Below are 19,642 nucleotides of genomic sequence, written 5' to 3'. Positions count from 1 at the left end.
ACATAGGCCAGTTATGTGAATGTTAAATAAGTGAAACGCCTACTTTGTGAGTTTACAAAATCTATGTTTCTATGTGTTGAAAATAAAATCAGACCTAAATGGGTTGGTTTTAATTTTCTTATTGATTAAAAGGAATGGCAACTCTTACTTTATCCCAGCCTAAATTCAAAATAACACCAGTGTCAGATTTGGTAAAAACCATTGAAAATGCTTCAAGAGAATCTTTTCCTTCGGTTACCGGTACTTTTAATCTTGCAACATCATTAGCTTCCTTGTAAGTGTAAGCTCCCCACACGTTTAAATCTTTGTTGATGATAACTGTATAGGAATCTTTTTCAGGAATAGTAAATAAGGTATATGTTCCTGCTTTGATTTTGCTGTCACCTAATTTTACATCTTTGTAAAAAATGATTTCTGTAGCTTCATTAGCTCCTGTGCGCCATACTTTTCCGTTTGGGGCTAATTCGCTTAAACTTCTCCCTTTTAGTTGAGGTCTGCTATAGATAACTTTAACTGTTTTGGCAGCATCTTTATAATCATTTGGATATGAAGCTGCATCCATTGGACTTTTATCTAAGTCCGGAAATTTTTGAGCATTGATATTTGATGATAAAAGCATTGTAATACCAAAAGCAATTGTCGTAATAATTGTAGATTTTTTCATAATGACTAGTAAATTAATAAGAGTAAATTTATAGATTGTTTGTTGAAAAAATGCAAAACATCGTGTTAATTTTTCAGGCTAAGAGAAAAACCGGAGCATTTGCTTCTAACTTGTTTTGCTGCTGCGAAAAACCTTTGCATCTTTGTAGCTTGAACCCTCAGTCCCTAAAAAAAATGACTTTTAAACAAAAAATATATTCTCATTATTTGCAAATGGTTCAGGATCGGATAGATGTTTTTAAAGATATGATTTCGGCTTTGACCGAAGATTCTAAAAATGATGCTAAAGGGTCTGCCGGTGATAAACATGAAACGGCTTTGTCAATGATGCATATCGAACAGGAAAAATTAACTAATAAACTAAAAGAAGCGATTGCTCAGAAAGCAATTTTAGATAAAATTGACGCTTCGAAAACCACAGAAAATATTATCTCCGGAAGTTTAGTCAAAGCGAACGGAATTTACTTGTATTTAAGTGTGGCACTTCCCAAAATTTCAATTGATGGAATAAATGTTATTGCACTTTCCCCACAATCTCCTCTTGGTTCTCATCTGATGGGAAATAAGGCAGGATTTCAATTCGAAATTAATAAAACACATTATTTGATTGAAAGTGTTTTGTGAATTCTTTTTACAAGGTTATCATAGTCAAAATGCATTTTTTTGTCGCTTTAGGATTTTATGTTTGATGATTTTTTAGTGTTTGTGAATTATGACTGAATTTAATTCAAACTTTTGTTTGTAATACTGTAATTTGTGCCTCTTTTTAAGCCAAAATTGAAATTTTTAAGTACAGACCATTTTTTAATGTTAAAATTTTACATTTTGTATGTAAAAACGATTTTATGGTTTTAAATTGTAACCGAAATGAATATTTGTGTTTTTCAATTATAACCATTACTGCATCTTTGCCCTATCGAAATAAAATTTATAAAATAAAATATAAGAATTATGTGTGGAATTGTATGTGCCTTTGATCTAAAACAAAAAGCCGAAACTTTAAGACCTCAAGTATTAGAAATGTCTAAAATCATTCGTCACCGCGGACCGGACTGGAGCGGAATTTATAGCAATGATAAAGCAATCTTATCTCACGAGCGTTTGGCAATTGTTGACCCGGCTTCAGGAAAGCAGCCTTTGTTTACTGAAGACAAAAAATTAGTTTTAGCAGCAAACGGTGAAATTTACAACCACAGAGAATTGCGTAAACAATTTGAAGGGAAATATAATTTTCAGACTGAAAGTGACTGTGAAGTTATTTTAGCATTATATAAAGAAAAAGGGCCTCATTTTGTTGACGAAATGAACGGAATCTTCGGATTTGCGATTTATGATGTAGAGAAAGATGAGTATTTTATTGCTCGTGATCACATGGGAATTATTCCATTATACATTGGTTGGGATCAGGATGGAACTTTCTATGTAGCTTCAGAATTGAAAGCTTTGGAAGGATACTGTACAAAAATTGAATTATTTCCTCCGGGACACTATATGACCAGTAAAGATGGTGAGTTTGTACAATGGTACAAAAGAGACTGGACAGAATATGATGCGGTAAAAGATAACGAAACAAGCATTCCTGCTATTAAAGAAGCATTAGAAGCAGCTGTTCACAGACAATTAATGAGTGATGTGCCTTACGGAGTATTACTTTCGGGAGGTTTAGATTCTTCTATTACTTCGGCTGTAGCCAAAAAATATGCGCAAAAACGTATTGAGTCAGACGATACTACAGATGCGTGGTACCCACAATTGCACTCTTTTTCAGTAGGGTTAGAAGGTTCTCCTGATTTAGCTGCAGCACAAATTGTAGCAAAACATATCGGAACAATTCACCACGAAATTAAATTTACAATTCAGGAAGGTTTAGATGCTGTTCGTGATGTAATTTATAACCTTGAAACTTATGATGTAACTACAGTTAGAGCTTCAACTCCAATGTGGTTAATGGCGAGAGTTATTAAATCTATGGGAATCAAAATGGTATTGTCCGGTGAAGGTGCAGATGAGTTGTTTGGAGGATATTTATACTTCCATAAAGCACCAAACGCAAGAGAATTCCACGAAGAAAACGTTCGTAAATTAGGGAAACTACATATGTACGACTGTTTACGTGCGAACAAAAGTTTAGCAGCCTGGGGAATTGAAGGACGTGTACCATTCTTAGATAAAGAGTTTATGGATGTTGCCATGAGAATCAACCCGCAGGATAAAATGATCAACAAAGAACATCCGATGGAAAAGTGGGTAGTTCGTAAAGCTTTTGAAGATATGTTGCCGGAAAGTGTGGCATGGAGACAAAAAGAGCAATTTTCTGATGGAGTAGGATATAGCTGGATCGACACTTTGAAAGAAGTAGTTGCAGAAGCAGTTTCAGATGAGCAATTAGCAAATGCGAAATATAAATTTCCACTGCAAACGCCAACATCTAAAGAAGAATATTACTATCGTTCGATTTTTACAGAACATTTTCCAAGTGATGCAGCAGCTTTATGTGTGCCTCAGGAAGCAAGTGTGGCTTGTAGTACAAAAATTGCACTGGAGTGGGATGAAGCTTTCAAAAACATGAATGATCCTTCAGGCAGAGCAGTAGCAAGTGTTCATGATGACGCTTATCAAAAAGCATAAAAAAATAATATTTTGAGTTTGTAATTTAGAAAACGTTCTCGGATAGAGAACGTTTTCTTAGTTTATAACATTGTTTAATTGGTTTTATTTTGTAAGTTTAATCGTTTGTTACTTAAATGTTTATTTGAAATTTTTATATTTGGATTTTGCCAAATGAATTAGATTTTCTTTTTAAAGAAGACAAATTGAAATGAAAAATATAATAAAAAAAGAATAGTATGTCTGGAATATTGGCCGTTATTGGTAAAGGAAAAGATCCGCAACTCGTAAAAGAGCTTTCTGAAAGAATGTCTCATCGGGGCCCTGATGAAAGTGATTTGCATATTATGGAAAATGGCAGCATTATTTGTCATGAAAGTTTGTCAATTATTGATTTAAAGTCAGGTAAACAGCCTATTCAGGGAACTAAAAATGCATGGATGATCCATGATGGCGAAATATATAATCATCAGGAAATAAGAGAAGGAATTTTAAAGAATCATACATTTCGAACAAAGTCAGATTCAGAAGTAATTGTGCATTTGTTCGAAGAATTTGGATATGATTTTTGTAATATGATGGATGGGGATTTTGCTTTTGTAATTATTGATGGTGATGATTATATAGCAGGCAGGGATCCAATCGGGGTAAAGCCTTTATATTATGGATTAGATGAAAGAGGGAGGATTTATTTTTCTTCAGAAATGAAATCAATTGCAGATCAGTGTAAGTCGTTTTCAACTTTTCCTCCGGGGCATTATTATACAGCTAAAACCGGTTTTGTAAAATATTACGATCCGGAGTATGAGGATCATGAAAATGCGAATCAATCCCTTGATTTAGATTTAATTCGCGTAACGCTGACCGAGGCTATTCGTAAACGTTTGATGAGTGATGTTCCGGTAGGAGTATTACTTTCAGGAGGTTTGGATTCGTCTTTAATAGCTGCAATTACTTCCAGATTACTGGCTGAAAATGGTAAAAAGCTGCGTTCATTTTCTATCGGATTAGATGCAGATTCTCCGGATAATATTGTTGCAAGAAAAGCTGCTGAATTTTTAGGAACGGAGCATCATGAAGTTCATTTTACTATTGAAGAAGGTGTTGAAATAATAGAGAAAATTATTTATCATATTGAAACCTATGATATAATTTCAGTAAGAGCTGGAGTACCAATGTATTTATTGTCTAAAGCCATAAGTGAAAAAGGAATAAAAGTGATTCTTTCCGGTGAAGGAGCTGATGAGATTTTTGGAGGCCATTTGTATTTTAGGAATGCACCTTCTGCTGAGGAATTTCAAAAGGAAACAATTGAAAGAGTTCAGAAATTATTTACCGCAGATATATTACGCGCTGATAAAGCTACAATGGCAAATAGTTTAGAAATCAGGCTTCCGTTTTTGGATAAAGAGTTTCTTGATGTTGCTATCCGAATCAAAACTGAAGAAAAACAACCAAAAACATATGATGGTGCTGAGAAATATATTTTAAGAAAAGCATTTGATACGCCTGAAAACCCATATCTGCCAACAGAGGTTTTATGGAGACAGAAAGAACAATTTTCGGATGGAGTTGGGTATAGCTGGATTAATGAATTAATAGAATATTGTTCGGCTCAGGTTTCAGACGAGCAATTGGCCGGGGCAGCGGTAGAATTTCCGTATAACCCACCAACAACAAAAGAAGCTTATTTTTACAGATCTGTTTTTCATAAATATTATCCACAAACAAGTGCTGCGCAAACCGTTAGAAAATGGATACCGAAATGGCAGGATAACCCTGATCCAAGCGGAAGAGCAAATTCAGCTCATATAAAAGCAGATACTGAGATTGCAAAATCAGGAATAGCTGTTTAAAATTCCAATTTTGGAAATAAATAAAAAATCCGAAGCGACATTTTATGTTTGTTTCGGATTTTTTATGCAACCTCAAGTTTTAGAATTTCTTTTATTTTTAAGCTGTGTTTTATATTTTAGATTGAATTTTTTCGGAAAAGAGGATAATTTTTGGAATTTGGAATTTATTTTTTGTTTTTTTTAATAATTGTGTTAATAACTTAGGTGCTTTAAATAGCATTTTAAGAGATATATAAATTGCGTTTTTATATATTTGCGTGTTAGACAATAATTACATTTTTTAGAATAAATTATATGAGCGAAGAAATCAAGAAGAACAATTATTCAGCAGATAGTATTCAGGCATTAGAAGGAATGGAGCATGTAAGAATGCGACCATCGATGTATATTGGAGATGTAGGGGTTCGAGGACTACATCATTTAGTTTATGAGGTTGTTGATAACTCTATTGATGAGGCGATGGGAGGACATTGTGATACCATTGGTGTTGCAATTAACGAAGACGGTTCAGTTACAGTAGAAGATAACGGTCGTGGTATTCCAGTTGATTTACATAAAAAAGAAGGTGTTTCGGCACTTGAGGTAGTAATGACTAAAATTGGTGCCGGAGGTAAATTTGATAAGGATTCTTATAAGGTTTCCGGAGGTTTGCACGGTGTTGGGGTTTCGGTTGTAAATGCTCTTTCTGTTCATATGAAATCTACCGTTTTCAGAGATGGTAAAATCTACGAACAAGAATACGAAAGAGGAAAATCATTATATCCGGTAAAACAAATTGGAGAAACAGATAAAAGAGGTACTCGTCAGACTTTTTACCCTGACAATACTATCTTTACTCAAACAACAGAGTTTTCTTATGATACTTTGTCAGCTCGTATGCGTGAGCTTTCCTATTTGAATAAAGGGATTACCATCACTTTTACTGATAAAAGAGAAGTAGACGAAAAAGGTGAATTTAAAGTTGAAGTTTTTCATTCTGATGAAGGGCTAAAAGAATATATCCGTTATTTGGATGGTAATCGTGAGCCAATTATTTCTCATGTAATCAGTATGGATAATGAAAAAGGTGAAATTCCGGTTGAAGTCGCCTTGATTTATAATACAAGTTACACAGAGAATATTTTCTCTTACGTAAATAATATCAATACACACGAAGGAGGTACGCATTTACAAGGTTTTAGAAGTGGTTTGACAAGAACCCTTAAAAAATATGCAGATGCTTCCGGGATGTTGGATAAGTTAAAATTCGAAATCGCAGGAGATGACTTCCGTGAAGGATTAACAGCTATTATTTCGGTAAAAGTTGCTGAGCCACAATTTGAAGGACAAACTAAAACTAAACTTGGAAACAGAGAGGTAGTTTCTCCGGTTTCCCAAGCAGTTGGGGAAATGTTGGAAAATTATTTGGAAGAAAATCCAAATGATGCCCGTATCATTATTCAAAAAGTAATTTTGGCTGCCCAGGCCCGTCACGCTGCTAAAAAGGCACGTGAAATGGTGCAACGTAAAACCGTTATGGGAGGCGGTGGATTACCGGGAAAATTATCAGATTGTTCTGAGCAGGATCCGGCAAGATGTGAAGTTTACCTTGTCGAGGGAGATTCGGCTGGCGGAACAGCAAAACAAGGCCGTGATCGTGCATTTCAGGCTATTTTGCCATTACGTGGTAAGATTTTGAATGTTGAGAAAGCAATGCATCATAAAGTTTTCGAAAATGAAGAGATCCGTAATATTTTTACGGCGCTTGGAGTTACTGTCGGGACAGAAGAAGACAGTAAAGCATTGAATCTTTCAAAGCTGCGTTACCATAAAGTGATTATCATGTGTGATGCCGATGTCGATGGTAGCCACATTTCTACCTTAATATTAACGTTTTTCTTCCGTTTTATGAAAGAATTAATTGAAGAAGGGCACGTTTATATTGCTGCACCACCTTTATATTTAGTTAAAAAAGGAAACAAAAAAGAATATGCATGGAATGATGTTCAACGTGATCAGGCTAATGAAAGAATGGGTGGAAGTGCTGCTATTCAGCGTTATAAAGGTCTTGGAGAGATGAACGCGGAACAATTGTGGGAAACTACAATGGATCCGAATTTCAGGACTTTGCGTCAGGTAAATATAGATAGTCTTGCTGAAGCCGACAGGGTTTTTTCAATGTTAATGGGGGATGAAGTTCCGCCACGTAGAGAATTCATTGAGAAAAATGCAGTTTATGCCAATATTGATGCTTAAAAAGTTTAACCGTCAATTCATTTAATTGTTTAAATTTACTTAAACGATTAAACGTTTATCAAATAAATTAACTAATAACCAATAAAGTATAAAATATGAAAGTTACCATTGTAGGAGCAGGAAATGTTGGAGCGACTTGTGCAGATGTTATTTCTTATAGAGGAATTGCAAGCGAAGTTGTATTGTTGGATATTAAAGAGGGTTTTGCCGAAGGGAAAGCGTTGGATATTATGCAATGTGCAACAAATACAGGTTTTAATACCAAAGTATCAGGTGTAACCAATGATTATTCTAAAACTGCCGGAAGCGATGTAGTTGTTATTACATCAGGAATTCCCAGAAAACCGGGAATGACTCGTGAAGAACTTATAGGTATAAACGCAGGAATTGTAAAAACAGTTGCTGAAAATGTATTGAAACATTCTCCAAATACTATACTAGTTGTTGTTTCTAACCCTATGGATACGATGACATATTTGGCATTAAAATCTACAGGATTGCCAAAGAACAGAATTATTGGTATGGGAGGAGCATTAGATAGTTCACGATTCAGAACTTATTTATCCCTTGCTTTGGATAAACCGGCCAATGATATCTCTGCAATGGTGATTGGAGGTCATGGTGATACTACAATGATTCCTTTAACTCGTTTGGCATCTTATAACGGTATTCCGGTAACAGAATTTCTTTCAGAAGAAGTTTTGCAAAAAGTAGCTGCAGATACAATGGTTGGCGGAGCAACCCTTACGGGACTTTTAGGAACTTCTGCATGGTATGCACCGGGAGCGTCTGTTGCTTATCTGGTGGATAGTATTTTAAACGATCAAAAGAAAATGATTGCCTGTTCTGTTTTTGTAGAAGGAGAATATGGTCAAAACGATATATGTATTGGAGTACCTTGTATAATTGGTAAAAATGGAATTGAAGAAATTTTAGATATTCAGTTAAATGACCAGGAAAAGGCTTTATTTGCTAAAAGTGCGGATGCGGTTAGAAGTATGAATGATGCCCTAAAGTCCATTTTAGTATAATGATTTTAATAAAAAAAAGATAAGGCTGCACTTTTGCAGTCTTTTTTTTGAGATTAATTAATAAATAAATTGGTTAATCTTTTCGTAAATTATATATTTGCTCGGTTTAAAAAAAATGTTGTAATTCGTGATCTAGTTTTTTAGTTTTCAAAACTCATGTCAGGGCTTATTTTATGGGACTTTAAAACAAAAACAAACAATAAAACATAATTAATTTTTAGTAATAATGCAGAATAAAGGACTTATTAAATTTTTCGCAATTCTATTTGCATTGGTAAGTATTTACCAACTTTCGTTCACTTATGTGGCAAGTAATGTCAAAAGTGAGGCTAAAGCTTTTGCAGGAGATAATCCTGATAAAGAGCTAAAATATTTAGATTCTATTGGTAAAGAAAAAGTAGTGAATCTTGGATTTACGGATTTTACTTACAATGAAGTAAAAAACAAACAAATCAATAAAGGTCTTGACTTAGAAGGAGGAATCAACGTTATTCTTCAAATTTCTATTAAAGATGTTTTAAAAGGATTAGCAAACAATTCTAAAAATCCGGTTTTTAATAAATCATTAGCTGATGCGACTGCAAATTTAGAAGGAAATAAAACTTATTTAGATAAATTTTTTGAGGCTTTTGATGCAAATTCAAAAGGAACAACAAAATTAGCATCTCCAGAAATTTTTGCTAACAGAAATCTACAAGGTGAAGGTGGAATTGCTTTTGAAATGACTGATGCCCAAGCGCAAAAAGTAATTAGAAAAAAAGTTGATGAGTCTATCGAAAGTGCTTATAAAGTATTAAGAGAGCGTATCGATAAATTTGGTGTAACACAACCAAATATTCAAAAATTAGGTACTTCTTCCGGAAGAATCTTAGTAGAACTTCCCGGAGCAAAAGATGTAGACAGAATTAAAAAATTATTAGGAGGAAAAGCTCAATTAGAGTTTTGGGAAACCTATAAAATGGAAGAAATTGGGAACTTTTTAGTAGCTGCTAACGAAGCTTTAAAAAAGACTGAAATCAAAAAAACAGAAACTAAAACTGTTGCTAATGATTCATTGAATGCGTTATTAACTAATACAAAAGATTCTACAGAGACTAAAAAAGGAAATAACCCATTATTTGACAAAATTATTAGTCAGGGTGGCGGACCTGTTTTAGGTTATTTTGCTCCAAAAGATACTGCAATTGTTAATGGATATTTAAAAAGACCTGAAATCAGAGTTCTTTTAGCTGCTGATCAACACTATGCGAAATTTGTTTGGAGTAAACCAACTACAATAAAAGATGCAAAAGCAAAAGATATTGAAGTAGTTGAATTATATGCTTTAAAAGGAAACAGAGACAATGCACCGGCTATGAGTGGTGGTGTTGTAACTGATGCTAAAGATACTTTTGACCAAATGGGTAAACCGGCTGTTTCTATGCAAATGAACAGTCAGGGTGCTAAAGTTTGGGAAGAATTGACAGGAAGAGCTTTTGCTCAAAAAAGTTATATTGCTATTGTTTTAGATAACATTGTATATTCTGCACCAGGAGTTACCAGCGGACCAATCGCAGGTGGAAGATCTGAAATTACAGGCTCTTTTGATGTTGCTGAAACTAAAGATTTAGCAAACGTATTAAACGCAGGTAAATTACCGGCTACAGCAGATATTATTCAATCAACAGTTGTAGGACCATCTTTAGGTCAGGCAGCAATTGATGCAGGGACAGTTTCTTCTGTATTAGGATTTTTATTAGTTTGTTTATGGATGGTATTCTATTACGGTAAAGCTGGTTGGTATGCTAACCTTGCGTTAATATTAAACTTACTTTTCTTATTTGGAATTATGGCAAGTTTTGGTTTTGTATTGACATTACCGGGTATCGCAGGTATTGTATTAACATTGGGTACAGCGGTAGATGCGAACATTATTATATTTGAAAGAGCGAAAGAAGAACTACGTGAAGGCAAATCATTATCCGAAGCAGTTGCTACTTCTTATGGATGGCACGGAGCAATGCGTTCTATCATCGATGCAAACGTTACGCACGTTTTAACTGGGGCAATCTTGTTTATTTTTGGAACAGGACCAATTAAAGGTTTCGCTTTAACATTACTTATTGGTATCGTAACTTCAATGTTTACATCAATCTTTATTGCAAGAATCTTTATCGATAGAAATATTGCCGGAAAAGGTGATTTAACTTTCTCTACAAATATTACTAAAAACTGGTTTACTAATTTCCACTTTGACTTTATCAAAATCAAAAAATTCACTTATATCTTCTCTTCAATTGTAGTTGTGGTAAGTTTAATTTCTATCTTTTTCGTTAATGGATTAGATCAGGGTGTTGATTTTGTTGGAGGAAGAACTTTTCAGGTTAAATTTGAAAAACCGGTTGATGCAACTGTAGTTTCAGATGAGTTATCTGCTGCATTTGGAACTCCTGTTGAAGCTAAAATTTTAGGGGATGATGATCAGCTAAAAATTACAACTAAGTACAAAATCGAAGAAGAAGGAGTAGCAGTTGATGAGGAAGTGAATCAAAAATTATATAAAGCATTAGCGAAATATTATCCTAATACTTCTTATGATAAATTTACCAATACATATGATGGTAAAAGAGTGGGGGTTTTACAAGCTTCTAAAGTTGGAGCTTCTATCTCTGAGGATATCAAAACTAACTCATACTGGGCAGTTCTTGGTGCTATGGCAGCTATCTTCTTATACTTAATGGTATCTTTCCGTAAATGGCAATATTCATTAGGTGCGATTGCAGCTGTTGCGCATGACGTAATCTTCGTACTAGGAATTTACTCTTTATGTTATAAATTTATGCCTTTCCACATGGAGATGGATCAGCACTTTATCGCTGCAATTCTTACTGTTATTGGTTACTCTATGAATGATACCGTAATTGTATTTGACAGAATTAGAGAGTTCATTCTTGGAAACCGTAAAGGTAGTTTTGAAAATATTGTAAATGCCTCTATTAATACTACTTTATCAAGAACTTTGAATACTTCATTAATGATGATCATTGTATTATTGACAATGTTTATCTTCGGTGGAGAATCAATAAGAGGATTTATCTTTGCTATGTTGGTAGGTATTATTGTGGGAACTTATTCTTCATTATTTATAGCTACGCCAGTATTGGTTGATACAATTTCTAAAGATGATAAACATATTATCGAAGAAAAACACAAACAAGCATAATCAAGCAAGTTTTATATAAAAAAAGATCCAATGAAAGTTGGATCTTTTTTTTTGCTTAAATTGAAAATTCCAGACTGTCATATAGTAATGGATTGGAGTTGTTTCAATTTGCTATGTGTCACCATTATTTTTTAGACTAAATATGAAATTATTAAAACCTATTAAGAAGTTGTTTTTTGTTTTTTCACTATGTTTACTCGTTTCCAATTGTAATTCAAATGGGAGGAGTGAGTTAATTTATTTATATTCAAAAAATAAGTTACAGGCCATAACTATATTGAGTGATTATGGAAATAATGAAAGAATAATTGCTTTAGGAAAAGTGCGGAATCGACCGAAAACAGATTACATTAAATTAGATATTTCTGAAGTAACGGAATTAGGAGATGAAATTGGGGTCTGCTGGCTAGAAAACGGGTGGCAGTTGGTTAACGATAAATCAAAAATAATTGAAATTCACCTGGATACTGCAAAATATGTTGTTAAGACAAGTTGGTATGAAGATGCAGATGGTGTGCCTAATGCTGCTTTTTATAGAAATGCAAATTGTTATACTGTAGGGACTTTAGGTTATTCAAAAATTCATCCAAATTCTAATGGATATATTGTAAGAGAATAATTCTCAAATGTTTTTTAAAAGAAAAATACGATTATTAAAATTACTGTTTTTTTTTAATTTTTGAAAAATAGATTTTCTTTTCTAGCCCCGATAGGAGCGATATCCTTTTTTTGTATGCGATAGCAGAAGAAAAAGATATAGCGGATAGCGGGACTAAACGTTCTGTTGAAAAAGATAATTTTCTGCTCCTGTAAATAAAAATTAGAAGAATGAACTTCAATAGATTGAAGGTGTTACAAGTTGTAAATGAATTTTCTGTTTATTACTAAGGTAAAAAAATCGCCCAATACATTTAGTATTGGGCGATTTTGTATGTTGTAATTATATTTTAAGATGCTGCTAAAGGATTTCTTTTTGCTCTAATGATAAAGAAAAGACCAATAATGATAAAAGGTATACTTAGCCATTGTCCTGTCGAGAATAAGCCTAATTCGCTTTCAAAACCACCTTGGCTTTCTTTTACAAATTCTACTATAAAACGTACCATAAATAAAAGTACCAGAAACAATCCGAATAAATAGCCCGATCTCAGTCTGGCATTTGTTTTCCAATATAAAAAGAATAAGATTGCAAATACAAAAATATAGCAGAATCCCTCATAAAGCTGAGTCGGGTGTTTTGCAGGGACCTGAGCTAATAAATCAGCAAATTTCGGATCTGTAGCAATAGCGTTATAAGCATCTTTCGGGTTTGCAATTTGAGTTGCATTTACCGCTTCGCCTTTACTAAACTGGTCGTGTAAAAAACGAATTCCGAAAGCAGATTTAGTTTCGTGACCAATAATTTCTGAATTGAAAAAGTTTCCTAAACGAACAAATATAGCACCACTGGCTACCGGAATAACAACACGGTCTAAAATCCATAATAAAGGACGTTTTAAGATCTTTTTGCTATAGTAATACATGGCGATAATAATTCCGATTGCCGCACCATGACTTGCCAGACCCTGAAAACCTGTGAACTCAAATTTTGGTTCAAATCTAAATGGTAAAAAGATTTCAAGTAAATGATTTCTAAAATATTCCCAATCGTAAAATAAAACATGTCCTAAACGGGCGCCTAATAAAGTAGCTAAAACAGTCCAGACAAATAAAGAGTCTAATTTATCTATTGATTCATTTTCGCGTTCGAAAATCTTTTTCATTATAAACCATCCTAATCCAAAAGCGATTACGAACATTAAACTGTAATAACGAATCATAAAAAATCCTAAATCAATTCCTTCTGAAGGGTTCCAAATGATATTTAAGGCGTGTGTCATATGTTAAAATTGTTTTTTTTTGCGTTGTAAAAATAAATATTTAAAACAGAGTAAGTCTTTATTAAAAGTTAATGTTTATGCGAACATTTCTTTTCCGGAACAGGATCATAGCCACTCCTTCCCCATGGATGACAGCTCAAAATACGTTTTATTCCGAGATAACCTCCATACCATAATCCATGAGTTTGTAACGCTTCAATCATATAACTTGAACACGTTGGCTCAAATCTGCATGATGCCGGCGTAAAAGGTGAAATCGCACTCTGATAAAACCTGACTAATAAAACAAATGGAGTAATTACTTTCATGGTTTATTAGAAAATGAGTAATTTATATTGAAAAACTGGTACCTTCTTTTCCGTCTTTCAACTGAATGCCTAAAGTAATCAATTGATCACGAATCTGATCAGACAGGGCAAAGTTCTTATCAGCTCTTGCCTGATTTCTCATTCCGATAAGCATATTTACAACGCCTTCCAGCTTATCATTACTGCTGTCTGCTGCTTTCTCGTCACTGAGACCTAAAACATCAAAAACAAATGCATTAATTGCTGCTGTAAATGTTTTTAGATCTTCAGCAGAAATTGTTTCTTTTCCTTCTTTTAATAAATTGATATAACGAACGGCTTCAAATAATTGAGCAATTAAAATAGGGGTATTAAAATCGTCATTCATGGCATCGTAACACAATTGTTTCCAGGAAGAGAAATCAACTGAACTTGTATCACCCGGTGTAATATTTGGTAAAGCATCAACAGCTTCCATCAATCTTTTATATCCTTTTTCGGCAGCTACAATTGCATCATCAGAAAAATCCAAAATGCTTCTGTAATGTGCCTGCAACATAAAGAAACGAGTCACTGATGCCGAAAAAGCTTTACTTAAAATGTTGTTGTCCCCACTTAAAATTTCGCCTGGTAAAATATTATTTCCAGTCGATTTTGCCATTTTCTTTCCATTTAAAGTCAGCATATTGGCGTGCATCCAGTAATTAACCGGAGACTGGCCGGTACAAGCTTCATTTTGGGCAATTTCACATTCGTGATGAGGAAATTTTAAATCCATTCCGCCTCCGTGAATGTCAAAATGATTTCCTAAGTATTTTGTACTCATTGCGGTACATTCAAGATGCCAGCCCGGAAAGCCATCACTCCAGGGAGAAGGCCATCTCATAATATGTTCCGGTTCAGCTTTTTTCCAAAGAGCAAAATCTTGTGGATTTCTCTTATCAGATTGTCCATCAAGATCACGGGTATTGGCAAGCATATCTTCGATATTTCTTCCGCTTAAAACTCCGTAATTGTTGGTTTCGTTATATTTTACAACATCAAAATAAACCGATCCGTTGGCTTCGTAACCAATTCCGGTATCGATAATTTTTTTGATGATTTCGATCTGTTCAATAATATGTCCTGTAGCTGTTGGTTCAATGCTTGGCGGTAAAAAGTTAAAAGACTTCAGGATATCATGAAAATCTACCGTATAGCGCTGTACGACCTCCATTGGTTCTAATTGTTCCAAACGTGCTTTTTTGGCAATTTTATCTTCGCCTTCATCAACGTCATCGACAATATGCCCAACATCAGTAATATTGCGAACATAACGGACTTTATAATCAAGATGTAAAAAATACCTGAATATGACGTCAAACGACATAAAAGTTCTCACATTTCCTAAGTGTACATTGCTATAAACCGTAGGTCCGCAAACATACATTCCAACATTTCCTTCATGAATTGGGTTGAAATTTTCTTTTTCACCTGAAAGTGAATTGTATATTTTTAGATGTTGACTTGTATATAAAGGCATATTCGTTATTGATGTTTAATCGTTTTATTGTTGATTTGTTTAATCGTTGAAGTGATTAACGATTAAAATTGAGTGTCTAATTTAATATAATCTAAAAACTCTCTTTTAGTTTGAGGATCTTTAAACTTTCCACCAAATTCAGACGTTACAGTACTGCTTTCGATATCTTTAATTCCTCTTGAATTTACGCAAAGATGTTTGGCATCAATTACACAGGCAACATCTTCGGTACCTAAAGCTTTTTGTAATTCCTGAACAATTTGCATAGTCAGACGTTCCTGAACCTGAGGCCTTTTAGCGTAATATTCTACGATTCGGTTCATTTTTGATAAGCCAATAACTCTTCCACTCGAAATGTAAGCTACATGAGCTCTTCCGATAATTGGCAGTAAATGGTGTTCGCAGGTAGAATAAAGCGTAATGTTTTTTTCAACTAACATTTCGCCGTATTTGTAATTATTGTCAAAAGTTGAAGCTTTTGGCTGTTTTGAAGGGTTTAAACCACCAAAAATCTCCTTTACAAACATTTTAGCTACTCGGTTTGGAGTACCTTTTATGCTGTCATCTGTTAAATCCATTCCAAGAGTCTGCAGAATATTTTCAACATCTTTTTTAATTCTTTCTATTTTTTCTTCATCAGTTAAGTCAAAAGCATCCTGTCTTACAGGGTTTTTTGCGTTGCTGCTAAAATGATTGTCTCCTATTTCGTCTAAAAAATCTTCGTTATTTATCATTAAAAACTACTATTAGTATGGGTATATTCTTTTAAGGCGGTAAAGATAATTAATAAAAAGGAAACCTTTTCTATCGTTTTTACTATTTAATTGCTCCTTTTTGGATATAATTTAAATTATAACGAAATCAGGGTTTATTAAAAATACAAAAGACAATAACTGAGGTAATTATTGTCTTTTGAAGGCTGTATTTTTGTTCTTTTATCTTTTATTGTAGGCTATAAGTGCTTCTTTTAATATGTTCACAGCTGTAACCAAATCTTTTTTGTTTAAGACATAAGCAATTCGAACCTGATTTAGCCCCATTCCGGGAGTCGAATAAAAACCTGCAGCCGGGGCTACCATTACAGTTTCTCCGTTAAGATCATAACTTTCCAGAAGCCATTGGGCAAAATCTTCAGAATTTTCTATTGGCAATTGTGCAATGCAATAAAAAGCCCCTTTCGGTTTGGTTACGATTACGCCTTCAATTTTATTTAATTCAGTAATCAAAGTATCTCGACGATTTTTATATTCTGAAATAACTTCGTCAAAATAGCTCTGAGGTGTATCTATTGCAGCTTCACAAGCTATTTGTTCAATTGTAGGCGGACTCAGACGTGCCTGTGCAAATTTCATTACTGTTGCCAAAACCTGTTTGTTTTTAGTTACCAAACAGCCAATTCGGGCACCACACATACTGTAACGTTTCGAAACAGAATCGACCATAATTACATTTTGCTGAACGTCATCTAAATTCATTACTGAATAATGGACATCACCATCATACAAAAATTCACGATATACTTCATCAGCAATTAAATATAAATCGTGTTTTTTGATTAAATGTGCTAATTGTTTGATTTCTGATTCAGAATATAGATAACCTGTTGGATTTCCAGGATTGCATATTAAAATGGCTTTGGTTCTTGGTGTAATCAATTTTTCAACATCTTCAATACTTGGCAAAGCAAATCCGCTCTCGATTGTAGAGATTACCGGAACAACTGTTGCACTTGTAGATGATGCAAATGCGTGATAATTAGCATAAAAAGGTTCCGGAATAATGATTTCATCTCCGGGATCCGTAATCGTGGCCAATGCAAATAATAAGGCTTCAGAACCACCAGTGGTAACAATGATGTCTTCAGGGTTAACATTTACATTTTGACGTTGGTAAAATTTTGCTAATTTTTTTCTATAACTTTCATACCCGGCAGACGGACTGTATTCTATAATAGTTAAATCAATATTTTTTACCGCCTCGATGGCCACTTCGGGTGTCTTGATATCCGGTTGACCAATGTTTAAATGATACACTTTATGTCCTTTTTGCTTTGCAATATCTGCATAAGGAGCAAGTTTACGTATCGGTGATTCGGGCATGTTTTTGCCTTTGTTTGAAATTGTTGGCATGTGCTTTATTATTGAAGTGCAAATTTGCATTTTTTTTTCGAATTTAGCGTACACAATACCAGTACTTATAAAAATGTAACAATAATCAATATTTTTAGTAATTTTATAATAAAAAATTATCAATGAAAAAATATATCATATTGTTTTTTGGACTTTTAACATCTTTTACACTAAAAGCCCAGGATGATTTTTTAATTGAAAAGAATAAAAAGAAAGTTGTAATCCCGTTTAAACTGATTAATAACTTAGTTTTTATCCCTATAAAAGTGAATGGTATCGAATTGAATTTCTTGTTGGATTCTGGGGTCGAAGAAACTATTTTATTTAGTATGGAGGATAAAAAAGAAGTCAGTTTTAAAAATGTACAAAAAATTAAACTTCGTGGTTTAGGAAGCGAAGAAGAAATCGAAGGTTTAAAATCAACCAATAATATTTTAGAAACGCATGGGATAAAATCTGTAAATCACATGGTTTATATAATTTTAGATCAGGGATTCAATTTGTCTTCACATATTGGAATTCCTGTGAACGGAATTATTGGGTATAAATTTTTTAAAAATAATATTGTAGAAATTAATTATCAGAAGAAAAAAATATTTATTCACGAAAACAATGAAGAAATTCGAAAGAGATTAGATCAGAAATTTAAAACATTACCTATAACGATCGAAAGGTCTAAGCCTTATATTGTAGCAACTGCGATTGTTGATGATGTAAGTATTCCTGCAAAATTACTTATTGATATAGGTAACAGCGATTCTTTTTGGATTTTTGAAAATAATAAAATAAAGCTGCCTAAAAAGAATTTTCCTGATTTTCTCGGAAAAGGATTTAGTGGAGATATTGAAGGACATCGCGCAAAAATTTCTAAATTTTCAATGGCTGATTTTGAATTTAAAAATCCAATTGTTTCTTTTCCGGACTCAAGCTCTATTAAAAATGTAAAAATGGTTGTCGATAGGATTGGTTCAGTTGGAGGCGAAGTTTTGAAGCGGTTTACAATTATTTTAGATTATGCTGATCGCAAAATGTATTTGAAAAAAAACAATAAATTCAATGATCCTTTCAGTTATAACAAAAGCGGAATTACAATTCAGCATAATGGTTTGCAATGGGTTCAGGAAACAGTTCATCTTGAAATGGTTAAAGTGATTTCGGGGACAGATGAAGTGGGCAGGGATTTAAAAAACAGAGAAGAGGATTTTAAATATAAATTTCAATTAAAACCTGTTTATGAGATTGTAAATGTTCGTAAAAATTCTTCTGCCGAAAAATGTGGTTTACAAAAAGGAGACGTTATTGTCACTATAAACGGAAATAAACCTTATAAATATACTTTACAGCAAATTAATAATCTCTTAAAATCTGAAGAAGAAGTTTGGATTACTTTGGAAGTAGAACGAAACAGTGTAATATTGAAATTCCGTTTCCATTTACTGGATGAGCTATAATTTCAGTAAATCTGGTTTGTTTCTGCTATTTAGACAGTTAACATGTTTTTTATTTCGATATGAATTTAATAGAAGAAGCGAATTTGTAATTAAGAATTTATAGATTACTTCTGAAATAAAAACCAGAAAGGCTTTTAAATTAAGATTTAATTTAGAAGCCTTTCTTTTAGTTTCTTTTTTATTTAATTTTATAAAATAACAATAAATATAAATATTTTAAATATGAGAAACCTAACCTTATGTTGTTTGCTTTTGGCAAGCATTGGATTTCAAAGCTGTAAAAAAAATGAAAACCAGAAAGAAGTTGAAGATGCCAAAGCCGATGCTGAAAAGCCTGTAAATGTTCAATGTTATAAAGCAATATATGAAAATGACACTATTGACTTAAAATTGAATACTTTAAAAAACGGAAAAATAACCGGAGATATGGTTATGAAAGTGGCTTCAGCACCTGAAAAAACTGGCGAAATCAAAGGAGAATTTCATGGAGATACCTTATTTGCAGATTATACTTTTATTGTAGGTGCAAATAAAAATACAACTTTCAAAAATCCGATGGCATTTTTAAAGCGGGAGAAACAACTCATTTTAGGAAACGGAACTATGCAGACTACTATGGGGGTTACATATTTAGTTAAAGATAAACCTATATATTTCGATAATGTGAAATATAAATTTACGACTATTGACTGCGTTGATAAATCAAAATAAACAGAATAAAGTTGATAACTGGAGTTTACAAAAAAGCCATTTCTTAATAGACTGCACCCAAAAGTTTA

15 protein-coding genes are annotated in these 19,642 nt (G+C 33.3%); 9 read left to right on the top strand and 6 right to left on the bottom strand.

What is annotated here, in order from left to right:
• Window positions 1–118: 118 nt before the first annotated feature.
• Window positions 119–664, bottom strand: a complete 546-nt coding sequence (locus tag PMI10_RS20510) for a DUF2911 domain-containing protein (protein ID WP_007811373.1) — start codon at window positions 662–664, stop codon at window positions 119–121.
• Between the two features lie 173 nt (window positions 665–837).
• On the opposite strand from PMI10_RS20510, the gene PMI10_RS20505 reads away from it, so the two are divergent.
• From PMI10_RS20505 to PMI10_RS20475, 7 genes are all read left to right on the top strand, one after another.
• A complete protein-coding gene (locus tag PMI10_RS20505; RefSeq protein ID WP_007811371.1) occupies window positions 838–1,287 on the top strand; it encodes a hypothetical protein in 450 nt (149 codons plus the stop codon).
• A gap of 327 nt (window positions 1,288–1,614) precedes the next feature.
• Window positions 1,615–3,291, top strand: coding sequence for an asparagine synthase B (gene asnB, locus PMI10_RS20500; RefSeq protein WP_007811369.1), 1,677 nt, complete (start codon window positions 1,615–1,617; stop codon window positions 3,289–3,291).
• 218 nt (window positions 3,292–3,509) lie between these two features.
• On the top strand, window positions 3,510–5,126 hold the full coding sequence (gene asnB, locus PMI10_RS20495) for an asparagine synthase B (protein ID WP_007811366.1): 1,617 nt from the start codon (window positions 3,510–3,512) through the stop codon (window positions 5,124–5,126).
• Between the two features lie 294 nt (window positions 5,127–5,420).
• Complete coding sequence (gene gyrB / locus PMI10_RS20490; RefSeq protein WP_007811364.1) at window positions 5,421–7,361, top strand: DNA topoisomerase (ATP-hydrolyzing) subunit B; 1,941 nt, start codon at window positions 5,421–5,423, stop codon at window positions 7,359–7,361.
• A 95-nt stretch (window positions 7,362–7,456) separates the two neighbouring features.
• A complete protein-coding gene (gene mdh, locus PMI10_RS20485) occupies window positions 7,457–8,392 on the top strand; it encodes a malate dehydrogenase (RefSeq protein WP_007811362.1) in 936 nt (311 codons plus the stop codon).
• Between the two features lie 226 nt (window positions 8,393–8,618).
• Window positions 8,619–11,594 (top strand): protein translocase subunit SecDF, encoded by a 2,976-nt coding sequence (gene secDF, locus PMI10_RS20480; protein WP_007811360.1) that lies wholly within the window; start codon window positions 8,619–8,621, stop codon window positions 11,592–11,594.
• 277 nt (window positions 11,595–11,871) lie between these two features.
• On the top strand, window positions 11,872–12,213 hold the full coding sequence (locus PMI10_RS20475) for a hypothetical protein (protein ID WP_007811358.1): 342 nt from the start codon (window positions 11,872–11,874) through the stop codon (window positions 12,211–12,213).
• 328 nt (window positions 12,214–12,541) lie between these two features.
• Here the strand turns inward: PMI10_RS20475 and lgt are convergent, their stop codons facing one another.
• The 5 genes from lgt to PMI10_RS20450 form a co-directional block, all read right to left on the bottom strand.
• Window positions 12,542–13,474 carry a prolipoprotein diacylglyceryl transferase gene (gene lgt / locus PMI10_RS20470; RefSeq protein ID WP_007811356.1) on the bottom strand — a complete coding sequence of 311 codons (933 nt, stop codon included), beginning with the start codon at window positions 13,472–13,474 and terminating at the stop codon, window positions 12,542–12,544.
• Window positions 13,475–13,542: 68 nt separating this feature from the next.
• Window positions 13,543–13,782, bottom strand: coding sequence for a membrane protein insertion efficiency factor YidD (yidD, locus tag PMI10_RS20465; protein WP_007811354.1), 240 nt, complete (start codon window positions 13,780–13,782; stop codon window positions 13,543–13,545).
• Window positions 13,783–13,804: 22 nt separating this feature from the next.
• A complete protein-coding gene (cysS, locus tag PMI10_RS20460; RefSeq protein ID WP_007811352.1) occupies window positions 13,805–15,283 on the bottom strand; it encodes a cysteine--tRNA ligase in 1,479 nt (492 codons plus the stop codon).
• 62 nt (window positions 15,284–15,345) lie between these two features.
• Window positions 15,346–16,017: a GTP cyclohydrolase I FolE gene (gene folE, locus PMI10_RS20455; protein ID WP_007811350.1), complete on the bottom strand. Its 672-nt coding sequence runs from the start codon at window positions 16,015–16,017 to the stop codon at window positions 15,346–15,348.
• Between the two features lie 201 nt (window positions 16,018–16,218).
• Complete coding sequence (locus PMI10_RS20450; RefSeq protein WP_007811348.1) at window positions 16,219–17,412, bottom strand: pyridoxal phosphate-dependent aminotransferase; 1,194 nt, start codon at window positions 17,410–17,412, stop codon at window positions 16,219–16,221.
• Between the two features lie 122 nt (window positions 17,413–17,534).
• Between PMI10_RS20450 and PMI10_RS20445 the strand changes: the two genes are divergently transcribed.
• Entirely contained in the window at window positions 17,535–18,863 is a 1,329-nt protein-coding gene (locus PMI10_RS20445) for a PDZ domain-containing protein (protein WP_007811345.1), read from the top strand.
• Window positions 18,864–19,085: 222 nt separating this feature from the next.
• The gene (locus PMI10_RS20440; RefSeq protein ID WP_007811343.1) at window positions 19,086–19,574 is read left to right on the top strand and encodes a hypothetical protein; all 489 of its coding nucleotides are present in this window, start codon (window positions 19,086–19,088) and stop codon (window positions 19,572–19,574) included.
• Window positions 19,575–19,642: the final 68 nt, after the last annotated feature.

Origin of the sequence: Flavobacterium sp. CF136, from assembly GCF_000282055.1 — a bacterium.
Taxonomy (GTDB): domain Bacteria; phylum Bacteroidota; class Bacteroidia; order Flavobacteriales; family Flavobacteriaceae; genus Flavobacterium.
This window is presented reverse-complemented; position numbering and strand designations above follow the sequence as displayed.